At 53.0% G+C, this 17,135-nt stretch carries 17 protein-coding genes and 1 tRNA gene; 10 read left to right on the top strand and 8 right to left on the bottom strand.

Features of this window, described 5'->3' with window-relative positions; all coding sequences use genetic code 11:
- Positions 1–98: 98 nt before the first annotated feature.
- The 3 genes from ABIE29_RS13100 to ABIE29_RS13090 are packed head-to-tail and all read left to right on the top strand — an operon-like array spanning position 99 to position 4,608.
- A complete protein-coding gene (locus tag ABIE29_RS13100) occupies positions 99–1,205 on the top strand; it encodes a hypothetical protein (RefSeq protein ID WP_429619210.1) in 1,107 nt (368 codons plus the stop codon).
- The gene (locus tag ABIE29_RS13095) at positions 1,198–2,097 is read left to right on the top strand and encodes a phosphatase PAP2 family protein (protein ID WP_429619209.1); all 900 of its coding nucleotides are present in this window, start codon (positions 1,198–1,200) and stop codon (positions 2,095–2,097) included. The genes ABIE29_RS13100 and ABIE29_RS13095 overlap by 8 nt, the downstream gene beginning before the upstream one ends.
- Before the next feature lie 3 nt (positions 2,098–2,100).
- The gene (locus ABIE29_RS13090; RefSeq protein ID WP_429619208.1) at positions 2,101–4,608 is read left to right on the top strand and encodes a PEP/pyruvate-binding domain-containing protein; all 2,508 of its coding nucleotides are present in this window, start codon (positions 2,101–2,103) and stop codon (positions 4,606–4,608) included.
- 67 nt (positions 4,609–4,675) lie between these two features.
- Here ABIE29_RS13090 and pagP read toward each other — a convergent pair whose 3' ends face one another.
- Complete coding sequence (pagP, locus tag ABIE29_RS13085) at positions 4,676–5,251, bottom strand: lipid IV(A) palmitoyltransferase PagP (RefSeq protein WP_429619207.1); 576 nt, start codon at positions 5,249–5,251, stop codon at positions 4,676–4,678.
- A 495-nt stretch (positions 5,252–5,746) separates the two neighbouring features.
- Between pagP and ABIE29_RS13080 the strand changes: the two genes are divergently transcribed.
- Complete coding sequence (locus ABIE29_RS13080; RefSeq protein WP_429619307.1) at positions 5,747–5,974, top strand: S-type pyocin domain-containing protein; 228 nt, start codon at positions 5,747–5,749, stop codon at positions 5,972–5,974.
- Between the two features lie 95 nt (positions 5,975–6,069).
- Entirely contained in the window at positions 6,070–6,750 is a 681-nt protein-coding gene (locus tag ABIE29_RS13075) for a hypothetical protein (RefSeq protein WP_429619206.1), read from the top strand.
- Between the two features lie 513 nt (positions 6,751–7,263).
- On the opposite strand, the gene ABIE29_RS13070 is transcribed toward ABIE29_RS13075, so the two are convergent.
- The 5 genes from ABIE29_RS13070 to ABIE29_RS13050 all read right to left on the bottom strand — a co-directional run bounded on the left by ABIE29_RS13070 (position 7,264) and on the right by ABIE29_RS13050 (position 10,419).
- A tRNA-Asn gene (locus tag ABIE29_RS13070) sits at positions 7,264–7,339 on the bottom strand.
- A 93-nt stretch (positions 7,340–7,432) separates the two neighbouring features.
- On the bottom strand, positions 7,433–8,221 hold the full coding sequence (gene mtfA / locus ABIE29_RS13065; RefSeq protein ID WP_429619205.1) for a DgsA anti-repressor MtfA: 789 nt from the start codon (positions 8,219–8,221) through the stop codon (positions 7,433–7,435).
- A 316-nt stretch (positions 8,222–8,537) separates the two neighbouring features.
- Positions 8,538–8,762, bottom strand: a complete 225-nt coding sequence (locus ABIE29_RS13060) for a YdcH family protein (protein WP_429619204.1) — start codon at positions 8,760–8,762, stop codon at positions 8,538–8,540.
- Between the two features lie 110 nt (positions 8,763–8,872).
- Positions 8,873–9,790, bottom strand: a complete 918-nt coding sequence (locus ABIE29_RS13055) for a pyridoxamine 5'-phosphate oxidase family protein (RefSeq protein ID WP_429619203.1) — start codon at positions 9,788–9,790, stop codon at positions 8,873–8,875.
- Between the two features lie 2 nt (positions 9,791–9,792).
- Complete coding sequence (locus tag ABIE29_RS13050; protein WP_429619202.1) at positions 9,793–10,419, bottom strand: glutathione S-transferase family protein; 627 nt, start codon at positions 10,417–10,419, stop codon at positions 9,793–9,795.
- 102 nt (positions 10,420–10,521) lie between these two features.
- Between ABIE29_RS13050 and ABIE29_RS13045 the strand changes: the two genes are divergently transcribed.
- From ABIE29_RS13045 to ABIE29_RS13025, 5 genes are all read left to right on the top strand, one after another.
- Complete coding sequence (locus tag ABIE29_RS13045; protein ID WP_429619201.1) at positions 10,522–11,427, top strand: LysR family transcriptional regulator; 906 nt, start codon at positions 10,522–10,524, stop codon at positions 11,425–11,427.
- A 223-nt stretch (positions 11,428–11,650) separates the two neighbouring features.
- Positions 11,651–12,466, top strand: a complete 816-nt coding sequence (locus tag ABIE29_RS13040) for an alpha/beta hydrolase (protein WP_429619200.1) — start codon at positions 11,651–11,653, stop codon at positions 12,464–12,466.
- Positions 12,450–12,821 carry a RidA family protein gene (locus tag ABIE29_RS13035; RefSeq protein ID WP_429619199.1) on the top strand — a complete coding sequence of 124 codons (372 nt, stop codon included), beginning with the start codon at positions 12,450–12,452 and terminating at the stop codon, positions 12,819–12,821. Before ABIE29_RS13040 ends, ABIE29_RS13035 begins: the two co-directional genes overlap by 17 nt.
- A 62-nt stretch (positions 12,822–12,883) precedes the next feature.
- Positions 12,884–14,068, top strand: a complete 1,185-nt coding sequence (locus tag ABIE29_RS13030; protein WP_429619198.1) for an aromatic amino acid transaminase — start codon at positions 12,884–12,886, stop codon at positions 14,066–14,068.
- Between the two features lie 12 nt (positions 14,069–14,080).
- Positions 14,081–15,484: an amino acid permease gene (locus tag ABIE29_RS13025; protein ID WP_429619197.1), complete on the top strand. Its 1,404-nt coding sequence runs from the start codon at positions 14,081–14,083 to the stop codon at positions 15,482–15,484.
- Between the two features lie 29 nt (positions 15,485–15,513).
- Here ABIE29_RS13025 and paaY read toward each other — a convergent pair whose 3' ends face one another.
- Positions 15,514–16,110, bottom strand: coding sequence for a phenylacetic acid degradation protein PaaY (paaY, locus tag ABIE29_RS13020; protein WP_429619196.1), 597 nt, complete (start codon positions 16,108–16,110; stop codon positions 15,514–15,516).
- Positions 16,111–16,122: 12 nt separating this feature from the next.
- Positions 16,123–17,064, bottom strand: a complete 942-nt coding sequence (paaX, locus tag ABIE29_RS13015) for a phenylacetic acid degradation operon negative regulatory protein PaaX (protein WP_429619195.1) — start codon at positions 17,062–17,064, stop codon at positions 16,123–16,125.
- Between the last annotated feature and the right edge of the window lie 71 nt (positions 17,065–17,135).

Here is a 17,135-nt window from a genome sequence, read left to right as displayed (position 1 = left end):
CTATGATGGGGGCGCTGAGTCTGCAATGGGCCGATTTGGCAGTAAGCATGGCGTCTGGTTGTTCGGCGCGGTGTATTTACTGAAGGAGACATAGGGACATGGAGCAGGAACCTTCCAGCCAGATACCTGGCTATTTACGTTTTACGCCAGGGCAGCCACTCTCGCTTTGGCACCGGTGCGTTGCCCGTTTACTGGTGCACTTCTATTATTCCTCCCTGAAATTCATTACGCCGAACGGGCTGCCAGTGGCTTCATTGGACGGCAAGATGCCAACGCTGCTGCTAGCCAGCCATCGCAACGGTGCGACGGACGGTTGGGTATTCAATCAGCTATTGCCTGTCGCGCAGTTTCTCACAGCGGTTCAATTGTTGCGATCGCGCTTTCTACGGCTAATGTTTGCGGGGATCCCGGTCGTTCGTGACAAGGATCGTCAGCGTTATGGCTATAGCCGTGCGCAGGCGGGTAACCCGATCTTGCATGCGATAACCCATCTTAAGCAGGGCGGCAGCGTGATCGTTTTCCCCGAAGGTACCAGCGAATGGGGGCCTGGGCCGCAACCCTATCACCCCGGTGCGGCGAAAATTGTCCGGCGGCTGATGCAGGATAAATGTCGTTTTCAGGTGTTGGTTGCGGGTTGCTTCTATCTGGCGCCAGATCGCGTTGGTTCTGCCGTCGAGCTGATGGTTGGCGAGCCTCTGGTTCTACCTGAGCAGGGGGATGCCAGCGCAGCGGAGTGGGAGCAGAGTCTTCAACAATGCCTGAGCCAGGCGTTGGACGGCGTTTCGGTTAACTGCCGTGATGAGCAGATGCTGGCCAGGGTGGAAGAGCAGGCCAAAACTCAGCATCAGGTGGGGGATCCCTATGCGCGGGCGTTCAAGCTGGCAGAGCAGCAGAAGCAGACATTAAGTCAGCCAGTCGTGGCCGCGCCGTTGGCAACCCTCTCTTTATTGGATCAACTGCTATGGCGTCTGTTTATTCTCACCCTGCTACCAGTGTGGCTAGCTGGCTGGTGGGCAGGGCGTCGCGCCGATGGTCGCAATACCACCACCTTTTTCCGCCTTGCTGGCGGTTTCGCGATGGCGCTGATCTGGCTCCCCTGCCTGCTGATAGCCGTGGTGTTTTATCCTTGGCTACTGCTGCTGTATGGTGCGGCGGTTTTGGGATGGCGGCGGCGGGGTAAATTTGCAGGAGTAAACCTTGAATAGTCGTATCGAACACGATGAAGGAACAGCCATGCATGGTGTGAAGCTCAGCCATCGCTGCTACCTTGGGGCGATTGCTCTGATCTTGATGTCTGGGATAGTTAGCGCCATCCGGCTGGAGGACAGTCAGTTTATTATCCCCGGAGTGTTTGGCCTGTTGGCTCTGTGCTTGCTGTTCAAAGCCACCTATGCCCGTTCGGAGCGTTGGAAAAGTTGGCTTGGAGTGATCCAGTTTGCCAACAGTTGGCTGGTTTTTCCGCTATTCAAGGCGATCCACCTGGCGACACGGAGATCCTTTGATAGCGAGCTGCTGGCGTTAGATCGAGCGCTGTTTGCTGGCGTTGGCGCGACCGAACGGGCCCGCGTGCTGGAGAATTACTGGCTTTCGGAAATCCTGAGCCTGTGTTATCTCGCCTTTTACCTGCTGATACTGGTGCCGGTGATCGTCTATGCCGTTAAGCGCAAAACGCAGGCCAGCCGTGGCTTCTTCTATGGCCTGATGCTGATGTATCTGTTTGGCTTTATCGGCTATTGCCTGATCCCTGCCGCTGGCCCTTACCTGCAATTCCCCGAACTATTTACCTACCCACCACAAGGGGGCACGATCACCGGTTTTCTGGTGAGCCTGGTTGCGCAGGGGGGAACCGGGATGGATGTGTTCCCCAGCCTGCACTGCGGTATCAGCCTGTATATTCTCGGCTATCTGATGTTGCAAAGGCACTGTTGGATAGCCTTGCTGATATTGCCCGTTGTTGCCGGGCTGGTCCTGGCAACGCTCTATTTGCGTTACCACTACGGCATAGATCTGATTGCGGGGGCGTTACTTGCCTGCTCGGTGCTGGCGTGGTTGCGCTACTGCGGTTATTTTCCAAACGATGCCAAGCTAAGGATATAGCATATGCACGTAACAACAGATTTTACATTGGCATTTTCCGATGTTGGTGCCACCGAACTGCAGCTGAGCGGAGGTAAAGGTGCCAGTCTGGCACGCCTTACCGCCGGAGGTCTGCCGGTTCCCCCAGGGTTTATCGTTACCAGCGAGGCATACCGCCAGTTCCTCGCTCCTCTGAAGTCACAGATCGCGGCCGTTATGCAGCAAAGCGACGATGTGGCCGTGCAAAGCCAGGGTATCCAGCAACTGATCCGCGCACAGCCTATTGATAAGACGCTGGCGCAGCCGATTGCCGAACGGTTACAAACAATGGGGGCGGAACACTGGGCGGTTGCCGTTCGCTCATCCTCCACTTTTGAAGATCTGCCAGGTGCCGCCTTTGCCGGGCAGCACGATACCTTCCTTAATATGCATGGGTTGGAGGAAATCCTCACTGCGCTGCGGGATTGTTACGCCTCGTTGTGGCATGAGCATGCGATGCTTTATCGCTCTCGCCTGGGTCTTGCCCACCTGGATGCCTCAATGGCGGTGGTGGTACAACAGATGGTGGAGATGACGGCGGCAGACAGTGCGGGTGTCTCTTTCTCGATCGATCCTGTGCAGGGCGATCTGAACCGGGTGCTGATTAACGCCTGCTTTGGGCTGGGTGAATCGGTGGTGGGGGGAGAGCAGGAAATCGATGAGTTCCGCGTGGCGCTTCCGGATTTTACGGTAGTGGAGCGCAATATCGGGCAAAAACGCGAGATTATCCTCAAGGATACGCAAGGGGGGGTTAAACATCTGGCACTTTCTGCCGAGCAGATGCGGCAACCCTCGCTGACCGATGAACAGTGTCAGACGGTGGCGAAAATGGCCCGGCAGGCGCAAACATTCTTTGGTTTTCCGCAGGACATCGAGTGGGCGTTTTCCGCCGGAAACTGCTATCTGCTGCAATCACGGCCAGTGACCTATGTGCCTGAACGCTGGACGCGTGATGAGTCCGCCGAGCGCTTCCCCAATGCGGTAACTCCGCTGACCTGGGATCTGGCTGAGGAAGGCTTCCACGAATCGCTGAACTTTTCCTTTGAGCTGATGGGCCTGCCGCACTTTGGTGGTAAGTGGTTTGCTATCAAAGATTTCTATATTTACGGCAACCAAAACGCTGTAGAGCTGTATGCGGGCGGTATGCCGGGCGGCATCAGCTCTATCGAACAATTGCAGGCGGCATTGCCTGAGCTGGCCAGGCGCTACTCTTGGGTTCAGGAGTTGCCCGTTCGCTGGATGCGCGATCTGGACACCTACCTGTTAGAGATTGGTGCGCTGCTGCGTGAAGACCTTTCGGCCCGTAAACTGGATGAGTGTTGGCAATACGTACTGAACGTGCGCGATGCCGGTAAACGCTACTTCTTGCCCAACATTGCCATTTCACTGACTCAGCGCACCTTATATGCCGTGCTCTACCAGATCCTGAGCATGTCGATGGCGCCAACGGAGGCTAAAGCGATGTTCGACCTGCTGCTGTCGGTTTCCGATACCAAAACCGGGCAGGTAAATGCGGAGCTTTGGGAGCTTTCCAGGCAGATACGCCGGGATGAGGTCTTGCAGCAGGCGTTTGAGCGACTGCCTTCAAGAGAGTTGGTCAATCAACTGCACGCTTACCCGGTATTTGAAGCCCAATTGACGCAGTTCTTACAGCGCCATGGTCACCGTGAGCTGGACTTTGATGCCTACTACCCAACCTGGCTGGAGGCACCGCATATCGTACTGGATCAGCTGAATATGCTGGTGGAGCTTGCCGATGAAGATCTGGCCGGGCAGGCGTTGAATGCCAAGTTGGCGGCTTCGGCGGCGCAGCATCAGTATTTGAGCCAGGCTCCGGAAGGGATGCGTTACTTTATTGAGGAAGTGATCCGTCTGGCCCGGGTTTATACCTATCTGGACGATCTGGAGCATTACCAGACCACGCGCCTGACGCTGCCGTTCCGCAAAGGGATCAAAGAAATTGGTGAAAGACTGGTGGCGCGTGGGGTATTGAGCGAGGCCAGTGACATCTACTTTGCACCGTTCAACGTGATTGATGAGGCTATGGGGCAGGATCGGTTTGAACATCTGGCACAGGTGGTGCAAGACAACAAAGCGGGCTGGCAGCAGGCTAAGCAGCAAAGCCCGGCGTGGAATTTCGGCGAGCAGGCCAACCCGGAAGACACTCCGACCGGCAACGAGCTGAAAGGTCTGGCAGGCAGCCCCGGAACCATTGAGGGCGAAGTATTCCTGATCCATAGCCCAGAAGATTTTGCCTTGTTCCCCAAAGGGGCAATCCTGGTGGCGAGGACTACCAACCCGGCTTGGACTACGCTGTTTTATCGTGCCAGCGGCGTGATTACTGAAAGCGGCGGGCCGTTATCTCATGGCGCAGTAACGGCTCGCGAGCTGCAACTGCCTGCGGTAATGAGCGTCAAGGGCGTGATGACCCGTTTGGAGAATGGCATGTGCGTTCGGCTTGATGGTAAGACAGGTACGGTCAGCGTACTGTAATCAGCCCGATGAAAAGCCCATTTAAATGATTAAATGGGCTTTTGCTACCTGCCATAAACCCGGAAATTTAAAAACGAAAGCGTAGCCAGGCGAAAAGCACATTACCGTTGTTATAGGTGCCAGGAATATAAGTAAACTGTACGGTTGCCTGCTTATAACCAGCAGAGAACAGTGGCAGCACGATCGGCAATGGAATGTAGTTACCGAAATCTTCGCGTGCGGTGATCCCCGCCGTCACCCCAAGCCCGAGGCGGAAATCTTGATTCTGATCCAGATACCAGCCCTTTTCCCAGCCATAGCCGACAATCGGCTGCCATTCATTATGGGAGTCTTTAAACATCATGGCATACAGGGCACTCCAGTCGCCTTCTTCGTTATAGCGGGAAATCCCAAAGCCACCGCCCCACGGCATCTCATTGTAATGATCCGTTTTTTCCTTGTCGTACATAAAACGGGCATGCCAACTGATAAAGGGGAGATACAGATCGTGATATTGTGGATCCTCCCAGGTTTGCGCTACACCATTGGTTAAAGAATTCCACCAACCCGAGATCCGCCCTGAGCCATGTTCCGGTTCTGCCGCATGAGATGGTGTAGTCAGCAATAATAGCCCCGTCCAGGCCACTGCAAGAATCATCCGCATAGCGTGCTCCTTTGATGAGTAATGACTCATATTATTTTGTTTACGAGGCAATTTTTCTCTTTATAGGTATCGCACCAGCGCTGTTGCCCTGACAGCGTTGGTGAGCTGACAAGTTAAAGTCTAGCCGATGGCTGGCGCTTTTCTGCTAATCGGTAAAATTCATTGGTCGGCTTGCAAACTGCTGTATGGGAGAGGTAATGACTGGTCGACTCCATCTAAAGCCGTTGCTTTGCTGACGCACAATTTGAACAGCAAAAAGCCCGCTTAGTTGCCTAATCGGGCTTTTCTAAATTTCCCTCGCTTGTTCAATAGAATGATACAACTCTCTGACGAAATAACTCCTGAGAACCAGAGAATGCTTTTTGATTACGTTGATGAGATTATGGGGGAACGATTGTGTTTGGGGATGTGTTCGGCAGGTCTGAGCAAACACACCTGTCCAGCTATGTGGTAAAGCTCGTCACGCAGGATGCCCTTTCGGAAGTCGTCAGATGTATGGCGTATACGTTCACTACTGAGGAAGATCCGATAATCACTATTATCTTGACACCTGAGAGTTCAGGTGTCAATGTCCCTTCAAATACAGGAAACCAGAACCCGGTAAGGATACCTAACCCTATTATTGTTGATCCACTGCCGGAAGATACCAGTATTAAGGCTACATTTCAGTATCAGATAAATTTACAGCAGTATGATGATCAGTTGGCATTCCGACATGTTTAATTGATCAAAATTTCCGCCATAATTGCTAGGGCATATATTAAATGTTGATGGCAGGTAAAATAATGGCATTCTTTCTATAACCAGAGAGTTAAATTATGAATAGTTTATTGTTGGATTTGCAAAAAGAATTTAAAAAACTATCAGGTGATATAAAAATCCCGAAAGAAATAGAACAGTTGTATCAGTGGATAGATAAAAATGGTCTTGTCGAGGCGCATGACGGCCTAATTGAAACCCCTAAGGGTATGATAGGAGATCCTTCTGTTTATCATTTTGGTAGGATTAGTTCAGACTATGAGATTAATCCAGATATTACGTTCACAACATCAGGCCAGAAGGGGGTTAAATATTGGTTTAATCTTGCTGAAATTACGGAAGAAATTTCATCAAGGCTTGTATCATTTGCAGAGAGTGGATTTGATGGTTCTCAACTTGCCTTTTGGCTTGATGATAACAACAATCTTAAAATTGTTCATATGGGGGCCGGTTCTGGCTCCATGCTATGTTGCGTGATTGCTGATAATGCAAGGGAGTTTTTATCATTACTTTCCATCGGGTATGGGCAATTAGGTGATGTCTATGACTTTTCATTATCGCCCGAAGAAATGGATGTTGAAGTAAAAATAAACCATTCTTTTGTTAATTGGTTAGAAAGTTCATTTGGGATAAAAAGGCTGCATGATGCTTCTCATATTATCAAAGAAAATCCTGGGATAGGAGATAAAAACACCAGCGATTCATTTTGCCTATGGTGCAACAAGCAGTTTAAAATATAATAAATTATAAATTCGATATTGTATCTCAGTGAGGGGGGATAAATTATTTCCCCTATACAAATAACACAACAGTTCTGGTGAACTATTACTCCTTTTAGACGTTTGTTGGAGTAGGCTGACAGATATGTTTGTTATGCGGAGCAATACACGTTGCCTGAAACGAACATAACGAGCACAACTGTGAGTTAATTTAATAATTAGGAAGTAGGTCATAGAGTGGAAAAATATTGATACCCTATCATGTGAGGTGAAAAATCCTTCTATTTCTGCTTTATCATACAACTCGGTCGGCAACAAACTTGGCATCGGTGCCTCGTATTGAATGTTCACCGCCTCGGGGCATTCCCGCTTGTTGGTAAAAACGTAATCGAACTACCATTACCCACATTTTTACCAGCAAAATGCTGCGGCTGCGAGTGGTTTTTAGTGAACGAGGGCGAACTTGAAGAAAGGGATAACCGACTGATAGAAATGCAGAAAGCAGACGTCTGTGAACGTCTGCTTCCTTTAAATTGGCTCCTCTGACTGGACTCGAACCAGTGACATACGGATTAACAGTCCGCCGTTCTACCGACTGAACTACAGAGGAATCGTGTGAACGGGGCGCATCATATCCAGCCGTTCAGATCGTGTCAACGCAAAATTGATTCTGGTGGTGCGACAGCTCATCATCTGAGCAAACTCACTCCCGCTGTGGCTCGCTGTCTGCATACCAACGTTGCAAACGGGCCAGGGGGTTTTGCTTGTAGAAGCGGCAGAAATGCTCGTACAACGCGGGGAAGCGGTTGGCCAGCAGCTCTGGGGCACTAAAGAAGTACTCGGAAAGCACGGCGAAGCACTCTGCCGGATCGCTGGCGGCATAGGCATCCATACTGGCAGCCTCTTCACCCACCATATCGATTTCGTCCTGTAGATTTTCCATCGCGGCGTGTAAATCGTATTCCCAGGCGGCGATATCGCGCAGCGGTATTGGGGGGACGCCAGTAGCGGTGCCGCCGTTGCGCATATCCAGCTTGTGCACCGCTTCATGGATCACCAGATTGAAACCGGAAAGATCGAAGGAGTCTTGCACGTCTAGCCAGTTGAGCACGATTGGTCCCTGTTCCCAGCTTTGGCCTGCTTGTACCACCGGCCCGGAATGCACCAGACCAATATCATCCTGCCATTCATCTTCCACTACGAACGGGGTTGGGTAGAGCAGGACTTCGTTAAAACCGTCCAGGCATTCTGCCCCCAGTTCCATCACCGGCAACGCAAACAGCAGGGCAATACGCGCCTGCATCAGGGGGGTCAGTTCCAACCCTTGTAAAGGCACGATACGTTTATTTTGCAAAATCTGGCTGGCGACCGCGACCAAACGCCGCTGCTCTTGCTGATCCAAAGGTGAGAGCAGGGGGATGGACAGGGCTTCCTGCCAGTCGGCAAAGGTTTCCGCCTGTGCTTGATTTGCTTTCCACGGCCATTTAATCATTGCGTTGCTCTAAGGGTCACTGGAACATTCGGCTGGGGCTGATATCGTCAACATGCCGCAAAAGGGGGCACTATAGCAAGCGTTTCACACAGAGATATCGGGTGGCGAACGGGACGGCCTTGCAAACTGGCTCGGGGCTACCCGCTCTGAGATTAACCCTCTTCTCTGCGCTACTATTCAATCACTTACGCTTAATTTTGTCTGTGACCAAAGTCCCGAAGAATGGGATCCGAAACTTTAAATAAGAAATTATATTCAAATGGATTTAATGGAACTCAAGCGGTGATCCCCGCATTAGCGCGGGGATCTGCGGGCGCTACTTGGCTGCGGCTTCCTCTGCCTTTAGTATTTTGTGTAACTCATCCTTGATATGCAGCTTCTCTTTTTTCAAGCGAACCACCTCGTCAGAGTAGCCGTTGCCTGCTGGCCCTTCTAACCTGGAGATTTGGTGGTCGAGTTGGTTGTGTTTTTCAAACAATGACTGGAAGCGGGGGTGGCTTGATTTCAGGTGCGATATTAACTCACGATATTCTGGAAACATACTCAAGCTCCTTTGAGTCAAACTGTACACTGGAGGGCTTCTCCACTTTCACTGTAACCCAGTGTGGATTTATTTAAAATGGCGCTAGCTAGCAAAAATGGCAGTTGCCGTTAGACCTGATCCTCCGCATGATTTTGCCAGATCCCGGTGCGTAACGTTGCCGGAGAGAACTCAACGTTTCTGCCACGCCAGCCCAGTGCCTGGCGAAAACGCCATGCACTGGTGATATCAAACCGCCAGTAGCGCTCGGCACCCGCGACGGCTGCGTTTTCCGTCTGCCATAAGATCTGAGTTTCCCCCTGCAGATGTAGAATATCCCCAAGCGTAAAATCGATAAACAACAGCGCCGCCCGTGACTGAGCCAACAGATTACCCAGCGTGTTCATATAGCGGTTACCGCGGAAATCCGGTATCCACAGGGTTTCGCCAGCCAGATGGATGAACCCCGGTTTACCACCGCGATGGGAGATATCCACGCCGCCTTGCGCTAAATCACCGTGAGCATAGCTGGCTACAAAACAGGTGTCTGCCTGTTGGATCAGCTGTCGGGCCTGATCGTCTAAACTCTTCAACCGTTCGATGGGTTCGGCAATATTCGGTTCGGCGAACAGCTCTCGCCGTTGAATGTACTGCGGGCAGTTGCCAAAGCTTTGCTGCACCGCAATCTCCACGCGGTTTTTATCTGTGCGGCTAATGATGCCGTTAACCCGGTTGCGCCTGCGATTACTGAAATCCAACCCCAATGCGCCGACGGGTTGGCCGGGATAGAGCGCCGCCTGAGCAGGATCGTCCGTTCGACGTGGAGCGTTGATCCGTAAATGTGCTTCATCGGGCGACCGCAAAAAACCGGCGGGACCGCTGAACAACGTGGCAACCGGCCACTGCCGTTCATCCAGTGTGGCAACAAACAGGTAGGGCAGATGAGCGAAGAACTCGCGATGTTGCTCAGGCATGGTGGTGTAGAAATTACCGCTCACCGCATCAAAACCGGCCAAATCCTGCGCCAACCGTTCACCGGGATGAAACATGGTTATTGACCTTCAGCCTGGTCTGGCAGAGGTAACGCAGGCATAGGAAAGAACCTGGGTAGTGCGGCGATACGATCTAGCCAACGCTGAATTGCGGGGAATGCCTTGAGGGAAAGCCCGCCTTCCGGGGCGACCGCCACGTAGCTGTAACAGGCCAGATCGGCAATCGTCGGCAAAGAAGTTGCCAAAAATTCGTGTCTTGCCAAGTGTTGTTCTAACTGGGGTAGAAAGCGTGCGCTGATGGCTTGTGCAGACTGGTAGTTCTCCGGCGCAGAAAATTGCACCACCATCCGACAGGATGCGGGGCCATAGCGTACCTCTCCGGCCGCTTTGGAAAGCCAGGTTTGCACCTGGGCGGCCGCCAATGGATCTTCCGGCAGCCAGTGGCTATCTGGCGCATAGCGTTTCACCAGGTACACCATGATCGCGTTGCTGTCGGTCAATACCTGCCCATCGGCCAGTAATACCGGGATCTGCCCAATGGGATTAAGCCGCAGGAACGCCTCGCTTTGGCGCACCGTCGCTGGGGCTTCGCAATACTCATAAGGCAGCTCGAGCATCCGCAGCAGCAGCTCGACGCGGTGGCAATGGCCAGAGGCCGGGGTGCCGTACAGTTTCAACGTTTGCATAGTGAGTCTCCTTTTATAGTCTTCCTGACCAGAATACTCTTGCGCCAGATGATGGGTATCCGGGAAGATGGCAATTGATAATTTCACTTGGCGGAATAGTCTATGGATCGTTTGGATGAGTTGGCGATTTTTGTGGCGGTGATCCAACAAGGGAGTTTGGCCGGTGCGGCCCGCAAGCTGCGACGTTCCGCTCCGGCGGTGACCCGAGCTATCGCTTCTTTGGAGCAGCGGTTTGGTGCGCGGTTGGTGGAACGCACGACCCGGCGTCTGGCACCCACGGAGGCAGGGTTGCGCTTAGCCGAACGCGCGCGTGCTCTGTTGCATGACTATCAAGATGCGGTAATGGATACCGCAGAGGCTCAACTGAGCGGGCTGCTGCGTATTACTTCGCCGGTGCAGTTTGGGCGCAAGCACGTGGCACCGATGGTGATGGCTTTTCTTGAACGCTACCCGCAAATCCAGATCGACATGCAGTTAAATGACCGCAATCTGGAGCTGATCGATGAAGGGTTGGACGTGGCGGTACGCATCGGACATTTACAGGATTCCTCCAAGGTGGCGCGTAAGCTCGGAGAGGTGACACGCGTCACCGTGGCTAGCCCAGCCTATCTGGCGCAACGTGGGGAGCCACAGGAACCGGCGCAGTTGAGCGATCATGACACTATTGTAGGTACTCTACGTCCAACGTCAGGTGAATGGCGCTTTGGGCCTGACGAAAATGGTGAGCGAGTACGCTTGACGCCGCGCTTGTTATTGAACGAGGTGGAAACTCAACTGTTGGCAGTGCGGGCAGGCAAGGGGATTGCCCGGCTGTTGTCTTATCAGGTGGCGGACGATCTGGCCAATGGCACGCTGGTGCGGCTGTTGGCCGCCTACGAACCCCGGCCGGTGCCAGTGCAACTGGTGGCGAATAACGTGCAATACATGCCGCTGAAGGTGCGCACCTTTTGGGATTACGCCTATCAACACCTCAGCCAAATTGCGCAAATACAACCGGCTCGCCCGTAGGGCGGCGTATGCTGTGCCCACTCATTCTTTATCATCAATTTATTTTTGAGTTTCATGGATGAAACTTTAAAATAACCTCGAAATGTTTAACCAGTGAAACTTATTGTCCGAAAAAATAAATTTATATCGCCGACCACGCATTGCCGCATCAGCTGTCTTGACAATATTTTAACATGTTGCTAATAGTTAACTCACATCTTAAATAATAAACAAAGTTTAATATATGAAACTTCTGGCGGGCAGTTACGATAACGCTACGACGGTGGCTGATGAAAACGAGATCCTGCTCTCATTTCAATCCCGCAGTCAGCGAGTTTACCAACAGCAACGTCATGAGTTGAATATTGCTTATGGGGATTTGCCGCGTGAAGTTTTTGACTGGTTTTATTCAACTGAAGAATATAAAGGCACGATAATATTTATTCACGGTGGCTATTGGCAATTTTGTGATAAACAGGATTTTGCTTTTATTGCCAGCATGCCATTGTCATTAGGTTTTGATGTGGTGCTGGTGGAATATAGCCTGGCACCGGCGGCTAACCTGGCCGATATTTGCCAGCAAATGGGGGGGGCGCTGGATGCCATCGAGCGGCGGCTGAAGTCGCGTGGCGATAAGCCGGTTTATCTCACAGGCCATTCTGCCGGTGGACATCTGGCGGCGTATTGGCAACATCATCCGCTGGTGCAGGCGGTGTTTCCCATCAGTGGTATTTTTGAGTTGCAGCCGTTGCTGGCGAGCTACGTAAACCAGCAGCTAAAGCTGACCCCCCAGCAAATAGAGGCCTTAAGCCCTGCGCGTAATATACCGCTATCTTTGAAGCCTATGGTGTTGTTTTACGGCGTGGCGGAACTGCCGGAGCTGATTGGGCAATCGCTTTATTATTATTCCACATTGCGGGCGCAGGGGCTGGTGGTTAGCCGTTATGCGCTCCCTGGTGCTAATCATTACAGCGTGCTGGATGCGGTATTTGCTGCCGATGGCGCTCTGCACCGCTTCCTGCTTACCGATGGAGAGAATCTTGATGCGCACAGTCATTGAAACCGGCCTGCCGGAGATCGGGCAACCTTTTTCCTGGGCGACCAAAGGCGGTGGGATGTTATTCACCGCCCATGGCCCGGTCCGTCAGGATGGCACGATTGAAACCGGCGATCCGGAAAAACAGATCACACTGACGTTTGATAATTTAGCCACTACGCTGAAAGCCGCCAATAGCCATAGCGATAATGTATTACAGGTTATTGTTTATCTTACCGATGTGAATGACGTTAAGTTGCTCGATCATATCTACAAAAATTATTTTAATTATCCATATCCCAATCGCTCAACGGTGATTGTTGATAAGTTGGTTGTCCCAGGCATGAAAATAGAAATTACCGTTAGCGCAATTGCTTAATCAGTTATTAGAAAAATAATATTCACTTGCCAATTCATTAGCCAATGAATTAAGGATTGTCTATGTTCGCACATATTACTCCGTCAATGCCCGATCCTATTATGTCACTGATGGAAGCCTATATGCAGGATGCTAATCCGCAAAAGGTTAACCTGGGGATTGGTTTGTATTACGATCATCAAGGTAATATTCCCCTGATGCAGGCCGTGCATATTGCCGAACAGCGTTTACTGGAACAACAGCGGCCGCATACTTACCCGCCAATCGAAGGTTCTGCACTGTTTGCTCGCCAGATCCAGACGCTGCTGTTTGGTGAACCGGCAGACCGTATTGCCACGGTGCAAAGCGTGGGTGGCTCTGGCGCGCTGAAGCTGGGGGGCGATTTTATTTACCACTATCTGGCGCGCCGCGAAATCTGGGTCTCCGATCCTACCTGGGCCAACCACTGGGCGATCTTCGAAGGGGCTGGGCTGAAGGTGAATACCTACCCCTATTTTGACAATGCGTCTGGTCAACTGCATTTTGCAGCTATGCTCGACACGCTCTCCGCCTTGCCGGAAGGGGCGGTGGTATTGCTGCACCCTTGCTGCCATAACCCCACTGGCACCGATCTCAGCCCATCACAATGGCAAGCGGTGATCGAGGTGGTGCAACGGCGTCGGCTGCTGCCTTTCTTTGACATCGCCTATCAGGGCTTTGGCGACGGGCTGGACGAAGACTGCTTCGCGCTGCGGGCGATGTTGAATACCGACGTGGATTTTCTGGTCAGCAACTCTTTTTCCAAGAATGTGGCGCTGTATGGCCAGCGTTTAGGGGGGCTATCGGTGCGCTGTGCTACCGCTGAGGCTGCGGTGAACGTAAAGGGCGCATTGAAGACGCTGATCCGCCGCAGTTACTCCTGCCCACCGACTCACGGCAGCCAGATTGTGGAAACCCTGTTGGCAGACCCACAGTTATACCAACTGTGGGCCAGTGAGTTGACCTCCATGCGTCAACGCATCAAACAGATGCGCGTTGGCCTGGCCGCTGGCCTGGAGCAGGGCGGTACTACGCTGGACTACACCCGCATTCGCGATCAAAAAGGCATGTTCAGCTACACCGGGTTGAATGAACGCCAACTCGGCCAACTGCGGCAGCAATATTCCATTTATCTGGTGGCACCCGGCAGGATGTGTCTGCCCGGCCTCAACCAGCAAAACCTGGACTATGTGACCGCCGCCATCCTTGACGTGACCCGTACCGCATAAAGGTGAGCAACCATGAAAGATGCGAAACGTTTTGACGAGATCGCCCAGCGGCAGGATGGGCTGAAAAAGCACCTGACCGCCGGGCAGATGTCGATGCTGGCGATCGGCGGGGCCATCGGTACCGGCCTGTTTCTGGGAAGTGCTTACGCGATCCAGATGGCCGGGCCAAGCGTACTGCTGAGCTATTTTATCGGCGGGGTGATTGCGCTACTGCTGATGGGATGCCTGGCGGAAATGACTTCCGAGCACCCAACCCCAGGGTCGTTCGGCGACTATGCTGAGTTCTACCTCAGCCCGCTGTTTGGCTTTCTGGTGCGCTATTCCTATTGGTCTTGCGTGGTGCTGGCGGTGGGTACCGAAGTGACCGCCATTGGCATGTATATGCAGTTCTGGTTCCCAGGCACGCCGATTTGGCCGTGGGTGCTGTTGTTCTCGGCGGCGGTGATTGTTGTCAACGTGATTGGCGTCAAGTCTTTTGGCCAGGTGGAGTATGCGCTCTCGACTGTCAAGGTAGTGGCCATTTCGGCGTTTATCATGATTGGTATCGGTATCCTGGCGTTTTCCGCCAACCCGACCTTCGGCATCCGTAACTTCACCGACAACGGTGGCTTCTTCCCGTTCGGGGTGAAAGGCATGTGGTTTGCGGTGATCGTATCGATATTCAGCTATCTGAGTATTGAGATGATTGCGGTTGCCGCAGGGGAAGCCAAAAACCCGGTGATTGCCGTGAAAAGCGCGTTTAAAGGCACCATTCTGCGGCTGTTTATCTTCTATATGATGTCGATAGCGCTGATGTTGGCCATCGTGCCGTGGCGGCAGTCCGGCACCGGTGAAAGCCCGTTCCTGGTGGCGATGAACGTGATCCATTTACCTGCCGCCGCCGGGATCTTTAACTTTGTCGTGTTGATTGCCGCACTGTCTGCCATGAACAGCCAACTGTATATCACCACCCGCATGATGTTTTCACTGTCTCGTGCCGGGCAGGCACCGGCGGCGCTGGGGCGGCTTAGCAAACGGGGTATTCCGGTCAACGCGCTGGCGATCTCCTGCGTGGGGATTATCGTCTCTATCGTGCTGAGCATTGCCGCACCAGAGAAATCCTTCGCGGTGATGATGTCGATCTCGGTGTACGGCGCCTGCTTCACCTGGCTGATGATCTTTGTTACCCATCTGTTCTTCCGCCGCCAGCACGCGCAGACGCATCTCAAGTTCCGCATGTGGGGCTATCCTTACTTTACCCTGGCGGGGGCGCTCTTGATGGTTGGTTTGATGATAACCACGCTGTTCACCGACTTCTTTAGAATGACGCTGTGGTTTGGCATTCCCTTCAGCGCACTGTTGGTGGCCATCTATTTCTACAGCCGCCGCACGCTGGCCTCGATTGTTGATAAGGCACCGTTGCAGGGTATGGAGTAATGTAGGCCGGGCTGCGGCCCGGCCTACAATTAAAGCTGGCTTTTGGGGATGATGTGGTCGCCGAAGCTTAAGCGTTGGCGGCCTGGCTCCGGTGCAGTGAGTGGGGCCACTTCTTTCAGGCTTTTTTTGCAACGTAAGACCAACTCCTGATACTGGAGCGTGCCAGTGCGTTTCCAGGCTAATTCCTGTTCGCTCAGTTCGCGGATCACCCTTGCCGGGCTGCCGATCACCAGTTGGTTGGCGGCAATCTCCGCAGCGGCTTTGACGAAGGAACCCGCGCCGACGATGGAATTCTCACCAATGACCGCACCGTCCATGATGACGGCATTCATGCCGATCATCGCGTTACGGCGCACGCGGCAGCCGTGCAGGATAGCGCTGTGGCCGATATGTCCATCTTGTTCAACTACCGTGTCCTGCAATGGGAAGCCGTGCATCACACAGTTATCCTGCACGTTAGCACCGTCTTCGACCACAATGCGCCCAAAGTCGCCGCGCAGGCTGGCATTGGGGCCGATGTAGACTCCTTTGCCGATAATCACGTCGCCAATCAGTACTGCGGTGGGGTGAACATAGCTGCTGGGATCGACCACCGGCGTCAAACCGTCAATCTGATACACGGGCATAGTGCAAACTCCTCAAAATGTAGTGGGATCGCGCGGCAGTCCGCCAAAGCGGCGATAGTAGCCAGCACCCGGTGCGGGTAAGGTGCCGATGGAGGTTTCTGCCAAAGCGCTGACATATTCCGTCGCGGCGCGATCCACTCGCTGATAGATATTGATGCACAGGTTGCGGGCTATCTGGCCTTCCCATTGCGCGGGTAACAGGGCATCCGGCAGCAGGGGATCTTTCAACACCACGCGGCGGAAAAAGTGGATTAATAATAGCTTAATCTGAAAGCATCGCAGGGGCGTCAGTTCCTGCTCGTCGGCTTCGCGCAGCAGGGCCATCAATGGGCGGAAGGAGACGATAAACTCATGGTAGTAACCGGCCACTTCGCTCAACGACCAGCAGTTGGCGACCATTTGGCGCAACGTCTGTTCGGAACGGTTATAGGGATAGTCGGCACGGAAGTAGATCACCTGTTCACTGGCGTTGAGCTCGCCGAGCAGGGCGGTGACGTCGGTTTGTGCATGGGTGGGCGCGGCCATCAGATTGTTGGCGATCTGGCCAAAGCCCAGCCAGCCCAGCTCTTTTTTCAGCCGTGCACGCTCGGTCTTTTCCGCGCTCTCCAACAGCAACAACTCCCACTTGCCATCCCATTGCGGCTGCTCGCTGAGGTAGATTTTTGATTCGGCATGGCGAAACTGGCGCATACCCTGTTCGGTAACGCGGTAATAGCTGCGCCGTCCGATCTTCTCTACGTCCAGCCAACCCTCTTTTTGCAAACGAAACACCGAGGTACGCACAAAACGATCGCCGAAGCCCAGCGCTTCCAGCAGTGCGCTTAAGCTGCCCAACCAAATCTCACCGCCGCGATGGCTCAGCGCGTCGCCGTAGAGTGAGATGATCAGCGAGGTGCCGCTGATTGGTTGGGCACTTAACGCATGGCGGATAAAGTCGTCCAGTTTATGTTCCATATTTTTCCCTGGGTAAGCCTTTGCTGAGACACGACATTAGCATAAACGACGACGGCTTGCCCCTCACCCCA

The sequence above is a fragment of the Serratia sp. 2723 genome, from assembly GCF_050434425.1.
Classification (GTDB): Bacteria; Pseudomonadota; Gammaproteobacteria; order Enterobacterales; family Enterobacteriaceae; genus Chania.
Note: the sequence above shows the minus strand (reverse complement) of the source record. Positions and strands in the feature narration are given on the sequence as shown.

What these genes read in the sequence shown, in the direction of transcription:
- ABIE29_RS13060 (WP_429619204.1), bottom strand. Translation starts at nt 8,762, where the DNA reads ATGTTTCCAGAATATCGTGAGTTAATATCGCACCTGAAATCAAGCCAC.
- ABIE29_RS13045 (WP_429619201.1), top strand. Translation starts at nt 10,522, where the DNA reads ATGGATCGTTTGGATGAGTTGGCGATTTTTGTGGCGGTGATCCAACAA.
- ABIE29_RS13035 (WP_429619199.1), top strand. Translation starts at nt 12,450, where the DNA reads ATGCGCACAGTCATTGAAACCGGCCTGCCGGAGATCGGGCAACCTTTT.
- ABIE29_RS13050 (WP_429619202.1), bottom strand. Translation starts at nt 10,419, where the DNA reads ATGCAAACGTTGAAACTGTACGGCACCCCGGCCTCTGGCCATTGCCAC.
- ABIE29_RS13030 (WP_429619198.1), top strand. Translation starts at nt 12,884, where the DNA reads ATGTTCGCACATATTACTCCGTCAATGCCCGATCCTATTATGTCACTG.
- ABIE29_RS13075 (WP_429619206.1), top strand. Translation starts at nt 6,070, where the DNA reads ATGAATAGTTTATTGTTGGATTTGCAAAAAGAATTTAAAAAACTATCA.
- ABIE29_RS13080 (WP_429619307.1), top strand. Translation starts at nt 5,747, where the DNA reads ATGGCGTATACGTTCACTACTGAGGAAGATCCGATAATCACTATTATC.
- ABIE29_RS13025 (WP_429619197.1), top strand. Translation starts at nt 14,081, where the DNA reads ATGAAAGATGCGAAACGTTTTGACGAGATCGCCCAGCGGCAGGATGGG.
- mtfA (WP_429619205.1), bottom strand. Translation starts at nt 8,221, where the DNA reads ATGATTAAATGGCCGTGGAAAGCAAATCAAGCACAGGCGGAAACCTTT.
- pagP (WP_429619207.1), bottom strand. Translation starts at nt 5,251, where the DNA reads ATGCGGATGATTCTTGCAGTGGCCTGGACGGGGCTATTATTGCTGACT.
- paaY (WP_429619196.1), bottom strand. Translation starts at nt 16,110, where the DNA reads ATGCCCGTGTATCAGATTGACGGTTTGACGCCGGTGGTCGATCCCAGC.
- ABIE29_RS13055 (WP_429619203.1), bottom strand. Translation starts at nt 9,790, where the DNA reads ATGTTTCATCCCGGTGAACGGTTGGCGCAGGATTTGGCCGGTTTTGAT.
- ABIE29_RS13090 (WP_429619208.1), top strand. Translation starts at nt 2,101, where the DNA reads ATGCACGTAACAACAGATTTTACATTGGCATTTTCCGATGTTGGTGCC.
- ABIE29_RS13040 (WP_429619200.1), top strand. Translation starts at nt 11,651, where the DNA reads ATGAAACTTCTGGCGGGCAGTTACGATAACGCTACGACGGTGGCTGAT.
- paaX (WP_429619195.1), bottom strand. Translation starts at nt 17,064, where the DNA reads ATGGAACATAAACTGGACGACTTTATCCGCCATGCGTTAAGTGCCCAA.
- ABIE29_RS13100 (WP_429619210.1), top strand. Translation starts at nt 99, where the DNA reads ATGGAGCAGGAACCTTCCAGCCAGATACCTGGCTATTTACGTTTTACG.